Origin of the sequence: Trinickia violacea (assembly GCF_005280735.1) — a bacterium.
Lineage (GTDB): Bacteria > Pseudomonadota > Gammaproteobacteria > Burkholderiales > Burkholderiaceae > Trinickia_A > Trinickia_A violacea.
Window position 1 is genome coordinate 657,176 of record NZ_CP040078.1, and the last position, 15,178, is coordinate 672,353.

16 protein-coding genes are annotated in these 15,178 nt (G+C 60.2%); 10 read left to right on the top strand and 6 right to left on the bottom strand.

The window, feature by feature from the left end; all coding sequences use genetic code 11:
• The first annotated feature begins 67 nt into the window (after positions 1-67).
• The 7 genes from FAZ95_RS24960 to FAZ95_RS24990 all read left to right on the top strand — a co-directional run bounded on the left by FAZ95_RS24960 (position 68) and on the right by FAZ95_RS24990 (position 2,451).
• Positions 68-418 carry a mercuric transporter MerT family protein gene (locus FAZ95_RS24960; protein WP_137335198.1) on the top strand — a complete coding sequence of 117 codons (351 nt, stop codon included), beginning with the start codon at positions 68-70 and terminating at the stop codon, positions 416-418.
• Positions 419-427: 9 nt separating this feature from the next.
• Entirely contained in the window at positions 428-715 is a 288-nt protein-coding gene (gene merP / locus FAZ95_RS24965) for a mercury resistance system periplasmic binding protein MerP (protein ID WP_137335199.1), read from the top strand.
• Positions 715-927, top strand: coding sequence for a GDCCVxC domain-containing (seleno)protein (locus FAZ95_RS40160; RefSeq protein ID WP_137335200.1), 213 nt, complete (start codon positions 715-717; stop codon positions 925-927). Before merP ends, FAZ95_RS40160 begins: the two co-directional genes overlap by 1 nt.
• 249 nt (positions 928-1,176) lie before the next feature.
• The gene (locus FAZ95_RS24975) at positions 1,177-1,380 is read left to right on the top strand and encodes a cold-shock protein (protein WP_042305669.1); all 204 of its coding nucleotides are present in this window, start codon (positions 1,177-1,179) and stop codon (positions 1,378-1,380) included.
• Between the two features lie 81 nt (positions 1,381-1,461).
• Positions 1,462-1,653, top strand: coding sequence for a hypothetical protein (locus FAZ95_RS24980; RefSeq protein WP_137335201.1), 192 nt, complete (start codon positions 1,462-1,464; stop codon positions 1,651-1,653).
• 193 nt (positions 1,654-1,846) lie between these two features.
• Positions 1,847-2,119 carry a DUF1488 family protein gene (locus FAZ95_RS24985; RefSeq protein ID WP_137335202.1) on the top strand — a complete coding sequence of 91 codons (273 nt, stop codon included), beginning with the start codon at positions 1,847-1,849 and terminating at the stop codon, positions 2,117-2,119.
• Positions 2,120-2,223: 104 nt separating this feature from the next.
• The gene (locus FAZ95_RS24990) at positions 2,224-2,451 is read left to right on the top strand and encodes a hypothetical protein (RefSeq protein ID WP_137335203.1); all 228 of its coding nucleotides are present in this window, start codon (positions 2,224-2,226) and stop codon (positions 2,449-2,451) included.
• 143 nt (positions 2,452-2,594) lie between these two features.
• Here FAZ95_RS24990 and FAZ95_RS24995 read toward each other — a convergent pair whose 3' ends face one another.
• From FAZ95_RS24995 to acuI, 3 genes are all read right to left on the bottom strand, one after another.
• Positions 2,595-3,410 (bottom strand): class I SAM-dependent methyltransferase, encoded by an 816-nt coding sequence (locus FAZ95_RS24995; RefSeq protein WP_137335204.1) that lies wholly within the window; start codon positions 3,408-3,410, stop codon positions 2,595-2,597.
• Between the two features lie 964 nt (positions 3,411-4,374).
• Positions 4,375-4,974, bottom strand: a complete 600-nt coding sequence (locus FAZ95_RS25005) for a short chain dehydrogenase (RefSeq protein ID WP_137335206.1) — start codon at positions 4,972-4,974, stop codon at positions 4,375-4,377.
• 1,072 nt (positions 4,975-6,046) lie between these two features.
• Positions 6,047-7,054: an acrylyl-CoA reductase (NADPH) gene (acuI, locus tag FAZ95_RS25010; RefSeq protein WP_137335207.1), complete on the bottom strand. Its 1,008-nt coding sequence runs from the start codon at positions 7,052-7,054 to the stop codon at positions 6,047-6,049.
• 247 nt (positions 7,055-7,301) lie between these two features.
• Here acuI and FAZ95_RS25015 point away from each other — a divergent pair, with 247 nt between their 5' ends.
• The 3 genes from FAZ95_RS25015 to FAZ95_RS25025 all read left to right on the top strand — a co-directional run bounded on the left by FAZ95_RS25015 (position 7,302) and on the right by FAZ95_RS25025 (position 9,518).
• Positions 7,302-8,012 (top strand): lysophospholipid acyltransferase family protein, encoded by a 711-nt coding sequence (locus FAZ95_RS25015; protein ID WP_137335208.1) that lies wholly within the window; start codon positions 7,302-7,304, stop codon positions 8,010-8,012.
• Between the two features lie 372 nt (positions 8,013-8,384).
• A complete protein-coding gene (locus FAZ95_RS25020) occupies positions 8,385-9,077 on the top strand; it encodes a glycine zipper 2TM domain-containing protein (RefSeq protein WP_137335209.1) in 693 nt (230 codons plus the stop codon).
• Positions 9,078-9,227: 150 nt separating this feature from the next.
• Positions 9,228-9,518 (top strand): hypothetical protein, encoded by a 291-nt coding sequence (locus FAZ95_RS25025; protein ID WP_137335210.1) that lies wholly within the window; start codon positions 9,228-9,230, stop codon positions 9,516-9,518.
• A 252-nt stretch (positions 9,519-9,770) separates the two neighbouring features.
• On the opposite strand, the gene FAZ95_RS25030 is transcribed toward FAZ95_RS25025, so the two are convergent.
• From FAZ95_RS25030 to FAZ95_RS25040, 3 genes are read right to left on the bottom strand one after another with little or no spacing between them, the layout of a single operon-like run.
• Entirely contained in the window at positions 9,771-12,806 is a 3,036-nt protein-coding gene (locus FAZ95_RS25030; protein WP_137335211.1) for an efflux RND transporter permease subunit, read from the bottom strand.
• Between the two features lie 20 nt (positions 12,807-12,826).
• On the bottom strand, positions 12,827-13,864 hold the full coding sequence (locus tag FAZ95_RS25035) for an efflux RND transporter periplasmic adaptor subunit (RefSeq protein WP_137335212.1): 1,038 nt from the start codon (positions 13,862-13,864) through the stop codon (positions 12,827-12,829).
• 8 nt (positions 13,865-13,872) lie between these two features.
• A complete protein-coding gene (locus tag FAZ95_RS25040; RefSeq protein ID WP_175425749.1) occupies positions 13,873-15,024 on the bottom strand; it encodes a TolC family protein in 1,152 nt (383 codons plus the stop codon).
• Between the last annotated feature and the right edge of the window lie 154 nt (positions 15,025-15,178).

The window sequence follows — 15,178 nt, forward strand, 5'->3', positions numbered from 1 at the left end:
GGTGCGCTTGACTCCGTACTTAGGTACGCACCTAGACTAGACTCAACCAATGCGTAAAGGAAGTGCCATGCGACTTCGATGGGCCACCACTGGCTCCCTGCTCGCCGGAATTGCTGCGGCATTTGGAGCCTCCGCTTGCTGTGCTGGCCCCTTGCTTCTTGTCGTACTGGGAATCGGGGGCGCCTGGGGCTCGCGCTTGACCGCGCTTCGACTGTTCCAACCCCTATTTGTCGCCATATCCATCGCCTTTTTCGCGGTCGCTTTCCGCAGGCTATACGCTAAATCCGATGAATGTGCGGTGGGCAAAGCTTGCGCGGTGCCCTCGGCGCGACATCGTCAACGGTTCATTTTCTGGGTCGTGATGCCGGCCGCGCTCGCGTTGATGTCGTTCCCGCTGTATGCGCCGCTCTTCTATTAAGTACCTGCCATGAAGAAACTGATTGCTGTGCTCGTCGCGACGGCGCTGACCGCGTCCACGGCCCTCGCCGACGGACTTCGCACGGTCACCCTTGATGTCACGAACATGGATTGTGCTGTGTGTCCGATTACGGTTCGCAAGGCACTTGAGAAAGTGCCCGGTGTGACCTCGGCCAAGGTCGACTTCGCAAGCAAACGCGCGAAGGTGGTGTTTGACCCGAAGAAGGCTTCGGTCAACGCGTTGACGAACGCCACGGCGGATGCTGGCTATCCGTCCCACGTAATGCAGGTGCAGTGATGACTGCAGTCGTGCTGAAATCCTGCGTCACGTGTCCGGAGTGCGGGCACAGGAAAGACGAGACGATGCCCACTAACGCATGCACGTGGTTTTACGAATGCGAGCATTGCAAGGCAGTGCTCAGGCCAAAACCGGGGGACTGCTGCGTGTACTGCTCGTATGGCACCAACAAGTGTCCTCCAATACAGCAGTCTGGCTCCTGCTGCGCCTGAGCAAACTTACGGAATAAGCCAGGCGCGACGCCGACGCGGGTCGCCCCGACAGTCACCGTTTCCGGAAGCTGCAGTAAAGAAAGTTGCACGGCGCTCCCGGTAGCGAACCCGGAAGACTCTAGTTGCGGATATTCGCCACGGGTGCGCGCAAACGAATCACCCATGAATCTGAGCTATTATCAAAAAGACCCATGCGTTTCTCATCGTATGGGTCTAACTACACGACCTATTTTAATTTTGGACACAATCATGGCAACCGGCACTGTGAAGTGGTTTAACGATGCGAAGGGCTTTGGCTTCATTACGCCGGACGATGGCGGCGAAGACCTGTTTGCTCATTTTTCGGAAGTAAAGGCGGAGGGATTCAAATCTCTTCAGGAAGGGCAAAAGGTGAGCTTCGAGGTCAAGCAAGGACCGAAGGGCAAGCAGGCCGCGAACATCCAGCCGCTGTAAGCACAAGGGGGCCCGTCTGTCGCCGCGTTTTCCAGTGGGTGACGCCGCTCGGCGACATTCCGTCTGCTACATGACCGCCGAATGGTTGATGGCTATGCGCAGGGCAAGCGTAGGCCACAGCATGGCATCGCAGTTCTCATCGACCGCCCTGGCGTCTTTGTGAACCGAAGTGCCGTAAATACCGTTCTGGATTTCGACGTCGTGAAACGGATTGTTTTCAAGGACGGGTCGTGGCTTGATGTTCGATACTCCGGCCCGGACATCGACCTCTAATCGGCGTGGCTCAATGTCGTCAACATTGTGCGAGAGTCGCGGCGCCAGCCGTGAATATCACTCGCGTCAGCACGCTCGGTTTGAATATCAGACGAAAGCCGAGCGGTACTAATCCGAGCTTTTCGTTGAGATTTTAATGGGGTCTCCAGTACGATATGGGGAGCCCGATAATCAAATTTGAAGAGTCGTGACCGTGGAAACCCTCGACGCACCGCCGAGCGTAGCACCGGACAACCAAAGCGTGATTTTTACCCTTTCGACTCACGGACGTGAAGTCGAGTGTTCTGTCTCACGTGACGCGCTTGAACAGCACTTTTGGGTGCAACCAGGAGCCAGCGATAAACGCATTCTCACGGCGTTCGCAGATGGCCGTAAGCGCATTATGGCCATCGCGGAGAGGAAGATACTTGCGCACTCCAGCGAACGGATTGTGTTGACCGCGGTCGACTTCGAGGCGCGGACGTAACGCGCCGAAGCCGCGAGGCCGTGTGCGCGCAGGAAACGAAACAACGACGGTGATGTCAAAATCGGCCGAGACGTTGCAGCGACGGCTGCGCTGGCGACAGAGACATGACGACACGAAACACACTTTCGCCTGAAGCCACTGCGCTCGAGCGAATTGCCGCTGCGGCGCGTGAAGTGCAGGCCGCGTCTGCCGTACTAGAGCAGCGCTTCGGCAGCACGCCACGCGCACAGCCATCGACGCTAGAACTTGCGAGGTTCACTGCGGCGATGCAGGAACTGCTCAATGCGCGCGAAGAATTCGACCGCGTTGTGGCCGACTCCGCGCCGCATTAACTTGTCGGCATTTGCCGAAGTCGTCGGGCTCACCCGTAGGTGCTTCGAACGATGACTTGGTCTGTTCTGCACTCTTACGCTACAACCGCGCGTCTCTCTCACCGTGGAACAGTACGCGACTGACCAGTGTGGCGGCCGCGCCCCTAAGCCTTGAGCGCGGAAGCCAAGACACAGGGCATGGGAATCCGCAGTTCTCCTGCATCGGTCCGGTACGCCTCTGCATCGCGCGCGACGGTCTGTTCAATGAGCGCCAGCGCGGCTGGAGTCTGAGCGTTTAGCATGGCGGCAAGTCGAACGCCACCGCGCATGACCGCGTGAAACGGTGTATCCGGAGCACGAAGCACAAGGGTTTGCTCAACCTCCCGCACTTTCGGTTGGACGAACCCGGCATCGAGCAGTGCGCGCCGCGACTCCTTCCAATCACTGAACCGAAAGAAGGACGCTACCGGCGGCACTGCCACATCGGTCGTCCCATGCTGCTTGATTGCGTTTAACACCATAGCGAAGCCGACTGCCTTGTCCGGCGCCGACAAGACCGTAAAGGCAATTCTGCCGCCAGGTCGCAACACGCGAAACGCCTCCGCGAGCGCACGCTCAGGGTGCGCAAAATGCGGCATCCCGAAGCTGATTCCGACCGCGTCAAAGCTTTCGTCGGAAAAGGGCAAATCCTCGGCATTGCCGATACGAAACTCGAGTTCGGGAAAGACGCGTCTCGCCTTTTCGACCATCGCGAACGAGAAATCGATGCCGGCGACGTCCGCGCCGCGCCGCTTGGCTGCAGCGGCGAGGTAGCCTGGGCCGGATGCTACGTCCAAAAAACGCGAACCTCGCTGAATGCCGAGCACCTCGAGCATTGCGTGGCTCGACTGGGTGGTCAAATCACCGAAGTACTCGTGATAGGCCTGCGCGACCCGCTCCCAACCTTCGTGCTCATATGCGCTGAAGTCGACTTGTCCCATGATTGCCCCCACTCGTTCGGCACCTTGGCGCGTTGGAGCGCAGGCCTTCATATTCCTCGTACAGGTATTGGCTGTCTATTGAGGGAACAATCCAGACTGGCGACTGAAGCGCGAGCAACTCTGTGGTGCGGCGCACCAACAAGCGTCGACCAAAGCTGCCGAGCATGCACTTTTGCACTAATCTTGTTTCTGTTGCTATCTCGCTGAAATGTACGCCAGTACCCGTATCTAGCGCTATAGTTAAAGTGGTTTCTTAGCTGTCGATGCGGCGCGGGAAAAACGCGTCGTATATCAAAGGCAACCGGTACATGCATGGCATTTCGCCCCTTTGGCGAATGGGCTGCGAAAATACGGGTGCACGGGAGCGGCAGATGAAAGGCACTAAGGCTCAGTCACTGCGGTATCAAGTCGAAAAATGGCTTGGCCCCGCTACACCAGTGCATGTGACCGCGTTTGGTCACACCCGCTCGGGCAGAGGGCGCTACGTATGTGTGGAGACCTGTCTACCAGCGGGCCCACACGCGCTTTTCTTCTTCCGGCACCACGACGGTTACTGGAACGTGTTCCCGCCCGTGGCTGACACCGAGCAACAACACGTACGGCGCACAGGCACGTATGGCGGTTAAGTTTGCTCTTCCAGGAGGTTAGTCCGCCGCCTGCACACTTGCTTTCTCGGCTCACCCACGTCTGGCACGACGGGCAGACTGCACCCCAGCAAGTGTGGTTTTCTTTGAGGCACGCGCTTGGCGGCAGCCTTTCTGGTCATGTGCTATTAGGGTGACGCTTACTCCTCTTGCTGGCCCCTCCTGATTCATGTAGCTGCAATTTTTCCGCGGGTCCGCATATCACTCAGCGAGTCCATCACGTCGCAGATGGATACGGTAGCCGTGGTTTTCGACTCATGCGCCGGCCCAGGAGAGGTTCGCCAGTTTGATGCGAGCAGTGATGAACTCAGAGCGCTCGCTTACCACTTGACGACCTGAATGACCTGGCCCGTGATGTCCTCGACCAGACTCCGTTTGTACGCCTGGGCCACGGCCTCGGCGGGAACGCCGGCAGAGCGGGCCTGGCCCATTGCGGCAAGTGTCTCGGACACCCAGCCCGGACTGACGACATTGATTCGTGCCTTGCCTTGCAGTTCGAGTGCTGCCGACCTGACGAATGCCTCAACCCCTGCATTCACGATGCTCACGGCGGAACTGCCGTTCATCGGATGTTGGGCCAGGATGCCGCTGGTTAGTGTCAGGGACCCACCTTGCGTAACATGGCCGACAGAGCATCGGACGAGATTGACCTGACCCATCAGCTTGTTGGCAAGACTGAACGCAAAATCTTCATCCGTCAGCGATTCCAGCGGTGCGAATTTCGCTGCACCTGCGGTGCAAATCACGGCATCCACGGTTTCGAGTTGCCGATACATGGACACGATGGATGCTTTGTCTGCGAGGTCGACGGAGAGGTGAGAGCCTTTGCGGCTAGCGCCGATGACCTCGTGCTCGGGTGAGAGCAGGCGAACGACCTCTTTGCCGAGCAGTCCGGTTGCGCCGACTATCAGGACACGCATAGGTCCTCCTTTGTCTGGAAAGGACGCGCGAGCGCGGAACGACGCTTCACGCAAGGCGTGAGGAGAAAGGACCGGAATATCGTACTACCGCTCGCGGCAACGTGAACACAGCACCCTGTGCTTTGCAGCGGGCTGGCAACTATGTCCCGTTGGCCCCGGTACCCCGACGTCTGCGTAGAGGAAGGACGCCACAACTACTCGCACTACCGAACGGGGGCTATTCCCAAGTCACCCCGACCTGGGGATGCGCGAGAGCCACTTCTTGCAGCGAGGTTCTGCGAGGCGTCGCTCAATAGAGACAGCGCGACACGCATCGTCTCACCGCTACACGCCTGACGGGACGATTCTCCCTCCGAGGCGCGTCTGTTCTATCAAACAAAGAGCGACTGCTATTGAATGGAGGTACGGTTTTCCGGCGACGACTAGGAGGAGTGTGCGCGATGAGGTCGGTACAGTATGTTTGCGCGTCGAGCAGCAGGAAAATCGATGGAAGGCTCGATGAGAGCACAGCCTGGTTCGAATTCCGTCAGGTTGCCCATCTGTTCGGCATGAATCTCGAACAGGCAACCAAGTTACTCCGGCAAGCGTGCGCGACCGGCGACATTGAGCCGACAAAAGACGTCAGGTCGTCGGACCGCTGCAAATGCCTATTGAGTCACCGGGCAGTCGTCGCGGTCGGATACCGGGCCAACTATGGTCGGACGACAGCCTTCCGTCACTGGTGCGCCTCGGCCCTGACTGTCCTGTTCCGTTAAATCTTCCGCCGACTGACAGTTCGATAAATCCCGTTGAACAAGTACTCAGTCGCACGTTGGCTGTGACCGTTAGAACCGGGCAGCGCTTCTATTCGCAGCCGTCGTCTGTTGCCGCCGGGGCGCGACATCAAGTTGATGGTGTGCCCCTGCCTGATTTTCATCAAGCCAGCCATATGTGACATTAAGGCAACCTTGGCACCGAATTCGAGTTCGACGTCATCGCAGCGTGCTTTATTGGTGGTGCATCCGCATTGGCGAGGGCTCAGTTGTCATCACCCCGGCCAGATTGCTTGCCGGGTCCGCCTCGCGCTCTTCGCTCAAGGAGCGCGGTTCACGTCAACTACCGTTCTTCCTCGCACACGTCCGGCGAGAATTTGCTCGGCGGTCGCAAAGACATCTCCCAGGCCGACGACCGTGGTTATCGCGTCGAGCTTGCGGGCATCGAAGTCGCTTGCAAGTGCACTCCAGGCGCTCGTGCGTCGCTCCATCGGGCACATCACGGAATCGATACCGATGAGTTTCACGCCTCGCAAAATGAAGGGCGCGACGCTTGCCGGAAAATCCATCCCTTGAGCCAGACCGCAGGCCGTTACGATGCCGCCGTATCGGGTCTGCGCACAGGCATTCGCAAGCGTATGCGAGCCAACCGAATCGACCACCGCCGCCCACCGCTCTTTTTGCAGCGGCTTGCCTGGTGCCGCGAGCGTCGCCCGGTCCAGAACCTCCGCTGCACCCAGTGCGAGAAGGTAGTCCGCCTCGTTCAGCTTTCCTGTTGCTGCCACGACCCGGTAGCCCCAAGAACTCAGAATGGAAACGGCAACGCTGCCGACACCCCCGCTCGCGCCGGTGACGAGGACATCTCCGGACGTCGGCGTCACGCCTTCGTTACGCACGGCGAGGCAGCAAAGCATGGCGGTGAAGCCGGCCGTTCCGACGGACATGGCGTCTGCGGTGCTGAAAGAGCCTGGCAGCGCGACGAGCCAGTCGGCTTTGAGCCTGGCGCGTTGGGCGAGACAGCCCCAGTGCGTTTCCCCAAGGCCCCAGCCAGTGACGACGACACGGTCGCCTGCCTTCCATTTGGGGGCGGACGACGACTCGACGATGCCGGCGCCGTCAACGCCGGCGATCATCGGCCACACTCGCACAACCGGACTGCGGTTGGCAATCGCCAAGCCATCCTTGTAATTGATGCAGGAGTGTTCAATGCGCACCACAACCTCGCCCTCGGATAGCGGGTTGCTATCGAGGACATTGTCTTCGAGATGCTTCAGTTCCGCGGAGAACAGGTCACCGTCTTTGGTCAGATAAACAGCAGTAAAGGACATGTCGGCCTCCAGATAGAAGCTGCCATGGACGCGCCGGACCGGGGCATGGTGCGACCAATTCGTCTATAAGGAAGCACGGATGGCCATCTTCGAACGAGTCCAGAACTGTAGGATAGCGCCCTGTGCAAACCAGTGACCTGGCCGGATATTCAACTGCGCCAGACGCGCGAACGAATCGCACACCGCGCAGTCCCTATTGGTAGCGACGAAAACCTCCCGCTGCCAGGTCCACCTCATTCGGCTCACCATGCGCTCCACATTCATCAAATGGCTGTTCATTGTCTACCTGCTCGGCAGCGGGACGTTGTACTCGATGGGGATACTGGTGTTCTTTCCTTTCGTCGGTAGGTCCGGCCGCTACTGGCTGGCGGCGCAGTGGTGTCGCGCAATGGTTGTCGTGATGCGCTGGCTACCCGGTATCACGTATTCGGTGGAAGGGCTCGAGCATCTTCCGGAAGGACCATCAATAATCTTGTGCCGCCATGAATCGACGTGGGAGACGCTGGCATTCCTCGCCGTGTTTCCACGACGCATCAGCTTTGTGTTCAAGGAAGACCTTCTGCGGATTCCGTTCTTCGGATGGGTCCTGCGTGGCCTCGACATGGTCAGCCTGAATCGTGGCTCGCCGCGCCAGGCGCATCTGGCAGTGACACAGGAGTGTGCCGAGCGGCTGGCAAAGGGCGATGTCGTAGTCATATTCCCGGAAGGAACCCGGGTGCCGCACGGTGCGCCATTGAGACTGACGTCGGGCGGAATTCGTCTGGCATGCGCGACCGGCGCTCCGGTCGTCCCTGTCGTCCACAACGCCGGAAAAGTTTGGCCCGCGAAGGGGTGGCCTGACGGGGTGGGGCATATCCGAGTGGTCGTTGGCCCCGCACTTTCACCCCGAGACACGTCGCAACAAGAACTGAGCCGGACTGTCCACGATTGGATGAAAGCAGAGTTACTGCGGCTCTGACGGCCGCTGCGCCGGGTGGCTTTCAGCCCTTCGGGTACGCGCACAAAGCTCTGCGTAGGCCAGCTGAATGGACTGTCGATTCCGCGGTTCTCTCTCGCAGAGAGGAATCGCGCGACTTCAACATCCACTGCTTTAATCGCATGCCTCTTGTTGCGCCCGGTGTCGGGTGAGCCTGGAGAGCTAACGAGTTGGCGCTCGACGCACCCCCATCGCTATGGTCATCATAGGCGACCTGCTCGAGCTGCCAACCGAGTTGGCTTGCGCGATTGGGTCGGACCGAGACGGTACAAATGCTTACAAAGCATTGTGCTTGCGGGTACACCATCCTCGCTGCTGTGACGTTATTGCAGGCACATCCCAATGGAGGTCGCAATGACCACGAACGTCACCTCGAACATGCCGCCGCGCGGTCGCATCCATCCCCTGGTCGCGGGTGCGGCCGTGGCCGTTATCCTCGCCAGTGCGACCGGCATCGCGGCGATGACCGGAATGCTGCCCACTTCACGAGCTGTTACGGCGCCTCCGACACAAGCTGTACCGGCCGCCGCCCCGGTTGCCAGCGCGCCGGTTATTTCGCCGCAACCGTACGTTGAACAACGCGCGATGCAGGAGGCGCCAGTCCAGCCGCGCGTCCATCATCACCATAGCGCTCCGGTTGAACCGGCTCCGAGGTATGCGAACAACGATACCTATCAAAGTCAGACTCAACCCGCTCCAAGGCCAGTAGCAGTTGACCCGAATGCCGGGGAGGTTGTCGCCGTTAACGCAGTCCAGGAGCCCGAGCCGACGACGGGGCTTGGAGCCGTAGGCGGCGCTGTCGCCGGCGGGCTGTTGGGAAATCAGGTCGGTGGAGGACGCGGTCGTGTTCTCGCAACGATAGCTGGCGCGGTCGGTGGCGGGTTTGCGGGCAATGGCATCGAGCATGCGGTGCGCAAGTCTACGACCTACCAGGTGCAGGTCAGAATGCAAGACGGCAGCTACCGCAATTTCACCTACTCGACGCAGCCTCAGGTTCAGGTCGGTGAACGTGTCCGTGTCTCGGGCGACTCCCTGGCCGCCTTGTAAGCATGGTCGGTACCGGCAGTATCACAGCGGGTTACTGCCGGTTACGGATTTGACGTTTTCGCCGCACCTGCTTCCGCGCGCCACCCCTAAAATCCGCATTGTTCGCCATTGTTTGGCGCCCGCCAGAAACGAGCAGGACAGGAGAACTCCATGAAACACGCAACCCTTTTTCTGGCAGTGGGCGTTTCCGCTGCGTGCGTATCCAGCGCGGCGCTCGCTCACGCGGACATCGGAGTTTATCTGGGCGTGCCAGGACCAGCCTATGTCGCCCCCCCTCCTGTCGTGTACGAGGCGCCGCCGGTGGTCTACGCGCCAGCCCCGGCCTACGGCTACGGCTACGGTTACCGCTATGAAGGGGATTACGACGACGAGCGCAGGTGGCATGACCACGGTCGCCACCGTGGATGGGAACACCATCATCATGATGACGATGACGACTGATGCACCGATGGCTGCGCCCCATAGCGACTGAATGCTCGCGGACGGGATTCGACGCGCACCCAAATCGGGTGTTCATCCTGTCAGCGCAAGCTCAGGCGAGTTCGAATCCCCCTCGACGTGCGTTCGTCGGCATTGACCAGGCCGTCATTTGCCGCCGTGTTTCGCTTGCCATCTCTGCATAAAGCTGATTTCGTCGTGCTGGGCACCATGAAGCTCTGCTCTTTGACAGAGCAACGTCGCGACTCGACACGCCTAGGATGCCTTCTGAAGCTGCTTCTCACGCCTGGCGACATATAACGCAGGCAGCAGGTTGGTACTGAGCAGGCCGCTCCAGACGAGCCCACCCAGCGTAACGATGGCCAGTCCTTGTTCGGGCGCGGCCCCTTTGCCGAAGCCGAGCGCTGTGGGTAACAGACCCAGCGATGCTGTCAGGACCGTTAGCAAAATCGGCCGGAAGCGCACATCGACCGCGTCGCGCACAGCGTCGACCACGGACAGTCCCTGCGCTTCGTTTCGTTTCACCAGTTGCAGCAACACGATGCCGTGGTTCAAGCTCACTCCAATCAGGGTAAGAAGCGCTATCAGGCCGATGGCATTAAGACCGACGCCGCTCACTACCAGGGCAATTGCGCCGCCCGAGAACGCCAGTGGCATTTGCAGCAGTAGCAGGCCCGGTACGAGCAGGCCATCGAATTGCAGCGTCAGGATGCCCAGCATCAGCGCCAGGGCGACCGCCGCTGCGACGCCGACGTTAAGCGCGGCACGTTCGAGTTGTGGGTACAGGCCGCCAAACTTCACTTCATAGCCGGTCGGCAAAGAGAGCGTCGCAAGCGCCTGTTTAGAAGCTGAAATCACCTGTCCGAGAGGGGCGGTAGGTGTTGCGAGTATCTCAACCGCACGGAGTCCATTCAAATGCCTGATGACATTGGGTCCGGTCGCCATGCGGACGTCGGCCACGTCGCTCAGCGCAATCCATCCGCTGGCCATGACGGGAATTCGATTGAGTTGCTCGACGGAAAATTGCGTCGGGTCGGTCAGTCTCACGAACACGTCCAGGTGACCGTTGCCTTCGGGGACCGTCGCAACCGTTTGACCGGCCAGCAGGATGTGCAGTTGGGAAAAAAGCTGCGCGGGCGTAATGCCATGGAGTGCAAGCCCGTCCGGTTTGGGCGTGATTTGCATCTCGGTGATGGGATAGCCGTCGTTGTTGAAGACGTCCGACAGGTTGGGCACACGGGCTAGCCGGCGCGTGACTTCTGACGAGAGCGACTGCAAGGTTGTGATGGAATCGCCGTACACGTCAATAACGAACGGTTGGGGCAGTCCGGAAAGCGTTTCACCCACCCGTTCCAGTGTCGGCGTCCCAATCACGGTCTGCACGGCAGGCAGCTTCGATGCGTCCAGAACCTGCTGTCCGATTTTGTCGAGGCTGCTCGCATTTACATTCGGCTTCAGCGCAATTTGAATCTCCCCAGCGTAGGCAGGCTCCGTGTAGGACGTCCCCGATGCGGAGCCCACACGTGAAAAAACGTGCGCTACAGGTTCGAGCCTGAGCAATCGCTGAGCGATGCGGTCCGCCGCATCCTGGGCATCGTGCAATGACGTTCCAGGCGGAAGAGTGAAGCTCTCAAGCAGCACGGCCTCGTTCGGCAGTGGCAAGAAATCGACCGGCACCAGCACAAGTCCAGCAACAGAGACCGCGAAGATGGCCACGCAAGCCCAGAGCGAGGCCCCTGGACGACGCAGGGCAACGTCGAACAGGCGAAAGTTCTGGCTCTTGAGCCACGCGACTGCGCGCGCCCCTGATGTCGCGCGCCTCTCGATATGTGGGCCGATGAATCCCAGCACGAGCGGAATCAGGCTCAGCGAAATGAGTAGCGACGCAATCAGGCTCACCGTCATCGCCAGGGAGAACGGGACAAAGAACAGTCCCGCGAGGCCGCCTACGAACGCAAGCGGCAGAAATACTGCGACGGTCGTCATTGTCCCGGAAATGTCAGGACCGGCAATGTCGCGTAAGCCACGTGCGACCCCCTCCCACCGGCCGTCGCCAGCCTCCCATCGGTGGTAGATGCTCTCGAGCACAATGATGGCGTCGTCGGCGAGCAAACCCACGGCCACCGACAAGGCGCCGAAAGTCAGCAGATTCAGCGTTTGTCCTGCCAGGTACAGTCCTGCGATACCGAGCAGAAGCGAGAGCGGGATGCTCAAAGCGAGCGCCCAGATTCCGCGACTCGCTCCGAGCATCCAGAAGAGGACTGCGACGGCAAGTACGGCGCCGATGGCCAGATTCCTGCTCAAATCAGCAGCGACCACGCGGACAATGTGTCCCTGACTGTAGATACGCACAAATCGTGCGCCGCCGGGCAACTGAGGCTCAAGCTCATGCAGTATCCTGTCGACCTCCTTGACGACGGGTAGCGTCGAAGCGCCCGGCTGCTTGAACACAATCAGCGCGATGGTCGGCCTGTTGTCGAGCTTGACCGCATGATGAGACGGGGGCGCGGACCGAACAATGTCCGCAATCGAACCTAGCGGGACGGTGCCGCCGGATGTCGCGACAGGCACTCGGGCGTAGTCGGAGGGCTTCGTCGGCAGGTTTCGGCCTTCGACGAAAACATCCTGGTGTCCGAGGTCGACATACCCACTCGGCACCATTGCAGTCGTCGCATCGAGCGATGCCGCGAGCGCCGATGCAGAGACGTTGAAACGCTGGAGCTTCGCCAGGTCCGGACGCACCCATATCGCATCCGCGCCCGGGCCGGCCACCGACACGCGCTGCACACCCGCAACCGCACGGATGCGCGGCGCGAAATTTGACTCAACGATTCGCTGCACCTGTGACGCATCCGCTCCGTCGGGAATCTGGATTGCGTAGTCCGCGACCTCATTTATCGCGTTGCCGGAGATTTCCGTCGTCAGGCTCGTGTCCTTCGGCAGCGAACTGTTGACGCGCCCGATGACGCCATTGACGTCTTGCAGCGCGGTTGCTGCGGTAGTCCCCTCTGCAAATCGCGCCTCAATCTTGACGGAACCCTGGCCTACGACGGTTCGCACGTCGCTCAATGACTGGAGCGACAATAGTTCGGCTTCGATGGGCCGTGCAATCAGTCCCTCCAGGTCCAGGGTCGTCGCTCCCGGTAGTTGGGCGACGATGCTCACCTGCGGCAGGTTGAACTGCGGCAGGACCTCAGCGTGAATGTTGAGGAGCGCGTAGATGCCGTACGCAATCAGCGCGGCATACAGCATGACCCAGAGCAGCGGCCGTTTGACGATATCGTTGAGCATCTTCTTGTCGGCAGAGGGGGTCAATCGGCTTGCTGGTAGCGCGTAGCGAAGTCCTGGTGAAAGAGAAGATAAGTGTCCTGCGTCACGACTCGCTCACCTGGCGCAAGTCCTTGCCTGACTGACGTCCAGCCGCCCTCGGAGGGCCCAGGAACGACACGTCGCCGGTGGTTGCCGCCCTTATCGCGCACCAATACCCACCATTGGCCGCCGTCGAGAATGAGCGCTGCGGATGGAACGGCTAAGCGTTTGTCGTCGGATGCGGTTAGTGAGACGGTGCCGACGGTCCCTGCCACGAGGCTGTGACCCGGCTGGGCATCAAGCCAAACTTCCAGTTGACCAGGTGCGGTAACGCTCCACGAGGTGCGTTGTACGGCTACGTCAACGGGAGCATCGGTGCCTTCCCGAAGAAAGACGCCTTTCATTCCCGCAGTGACCGATGCCGCGTCGCTCCCGTAAACATTTGCGACCACGTGAAGGTCGCGCGCCGATGCCACGGTTACCAGTGCCTGCCCGGCGCTTACATATTGACCATCGGCGGCATTGACTGCCGTCACCACGCCAGGCTCTGTCGTTCCAATGTCGGCCAGGCTTGTATAGCTTCGGGCAGCCGCTTGTGCGGCGACGAACTGCTGGCGCGCGGTGTCGAGCTCGGCGTGAGCGCGGGCGACAGCGTCGCGGGTGCTGAGTTGCTCATCAAATTTCTGTTGCTCAATGGCGGCGGCTTGGGCTGCGGCAGACACACGTATCTGGGCCGACTTCAGGTCGGCCGCGAGGCGCGCGCGCTCTGTCGATACCATGGGACCGGTCAAATGCGCTATCGTCTGCCCAGACCGCACCACTTCCCCGGGAAGGATGCGCAAGCCGGAGACGATGCCGGCCGTAGGCGCACTCAGCACGGTGTTGGAGGTCGCCTGCACACGCGCCGGCGCTGAGACCGTGACCACAATGCGCTTCTGTACCGCAGGCATCGTCACGACGTCCTGAGCGAACGCATGATGACTCGCGACGGACCACGTACCGGTGATTGCCACAAGAAAGAGCAGCCGGATGGCATTCATGGAAGGTCCTAGTGAAGCGGTTTGTGGTCAATGGCGCTCACGCCAATTAAGGTGCAGAGCTCGACCTGCTGTTGAAGTACGGAATTCGCGAGCTTTGCCGTCGCCACGCGTTGGTTCAGCAACCGGGATTCAAGGTCAGCCAATACCGGCAGTGTCACGTCGCCTGCGTCGAACGCGGCACGCGCTTGCATCACCGACGCCTCGAGTGCAGCCTCCATTGACTGCCCGTTACGAAGCTGGTCACCCAGCAGGCTCAGCTCCGAGCTGATGCCGTCGACAGCCGTGTACGCGTCGTCGAGTCGTTGACCGTATTCCTGATAAAGACTCTCCCGAGTGGCTTTTTCCACCGCGATATTTCCTCGATTGCCGTTGAACAGGGGAAGCGTCGCGGAAACGGTAAGTCCTGAGGTATAGATGGCCGACGTGTCTCGGCCCCGTGTGACTCCAATGTCCAGTCGCGGAAACTGTGCGAGGAGCGCGCCGCGATAGCGTTCGTCCTGTTCGGCGTAGCCAGCACGCAGTGCTAGCAAATCAGGGCGACGCTGCCCGAGGCTGACGAGCGCCTGTTTGATAGTGTCTTGCGGGACCTCATACGGCTCCGGTGGAGCTGCAAGTGTCAGGCGTGTCCCCGGGCGCAATTCGAGCAGCGTATGGAGTTCCTGTTCTGCTTTGAGGTGTTCCTGTCGCAGCGTACTCAGCTGTTGCACGCTGTCGCGGTACGCGGTTTCCGCCTGCACGGCGACGTCTCGCGTCACATCGGCGCGCGCGAGTGCCTTTTGCATTAGTTCAGTGACACTTTTCTGATAGGCCACCCGTTGCTCGACTTCTCTCTCAAGACGCTCGAAACTCACGTTGTTGACGTAGAGCGCATACGCGTGGTTCGCGACCTGCCATTTCGTCCATTCCAGCGCGAGTCGTTGCTTCTCAAGAGCGTTGTCTGCCGCCCGCTTCTTCGCGGGACGGTCAACGAGTGCGGACACTTCATAGCTAAGCCCGACCATGAATGCGGGGACGAAGCCCTCCGCACCGGGGCGGTCAGTACTGAAGCTGAGTGTTGGGTCTGGTAGCAAGCCATCCGCGTACTTCCTGGCGGAGGCGATATCGAGCTCGCGTTCAGCGCGATGGATATCCGGGCTATGCCCGAGCGCGCGTTCGACCACCTGGTCAACTGAGAGTGGGGCGGCTGTTGACGCAATGTCATCAGGCCATTGAGGTGTGTCCGGCAGCGGCCTAGGTGCATACGCTGCGCAACCGCTCAATGCCACAGCCAGCGTGACAAGCGCGACTCGCGCGGGTGCAAATACGCTGCAACGT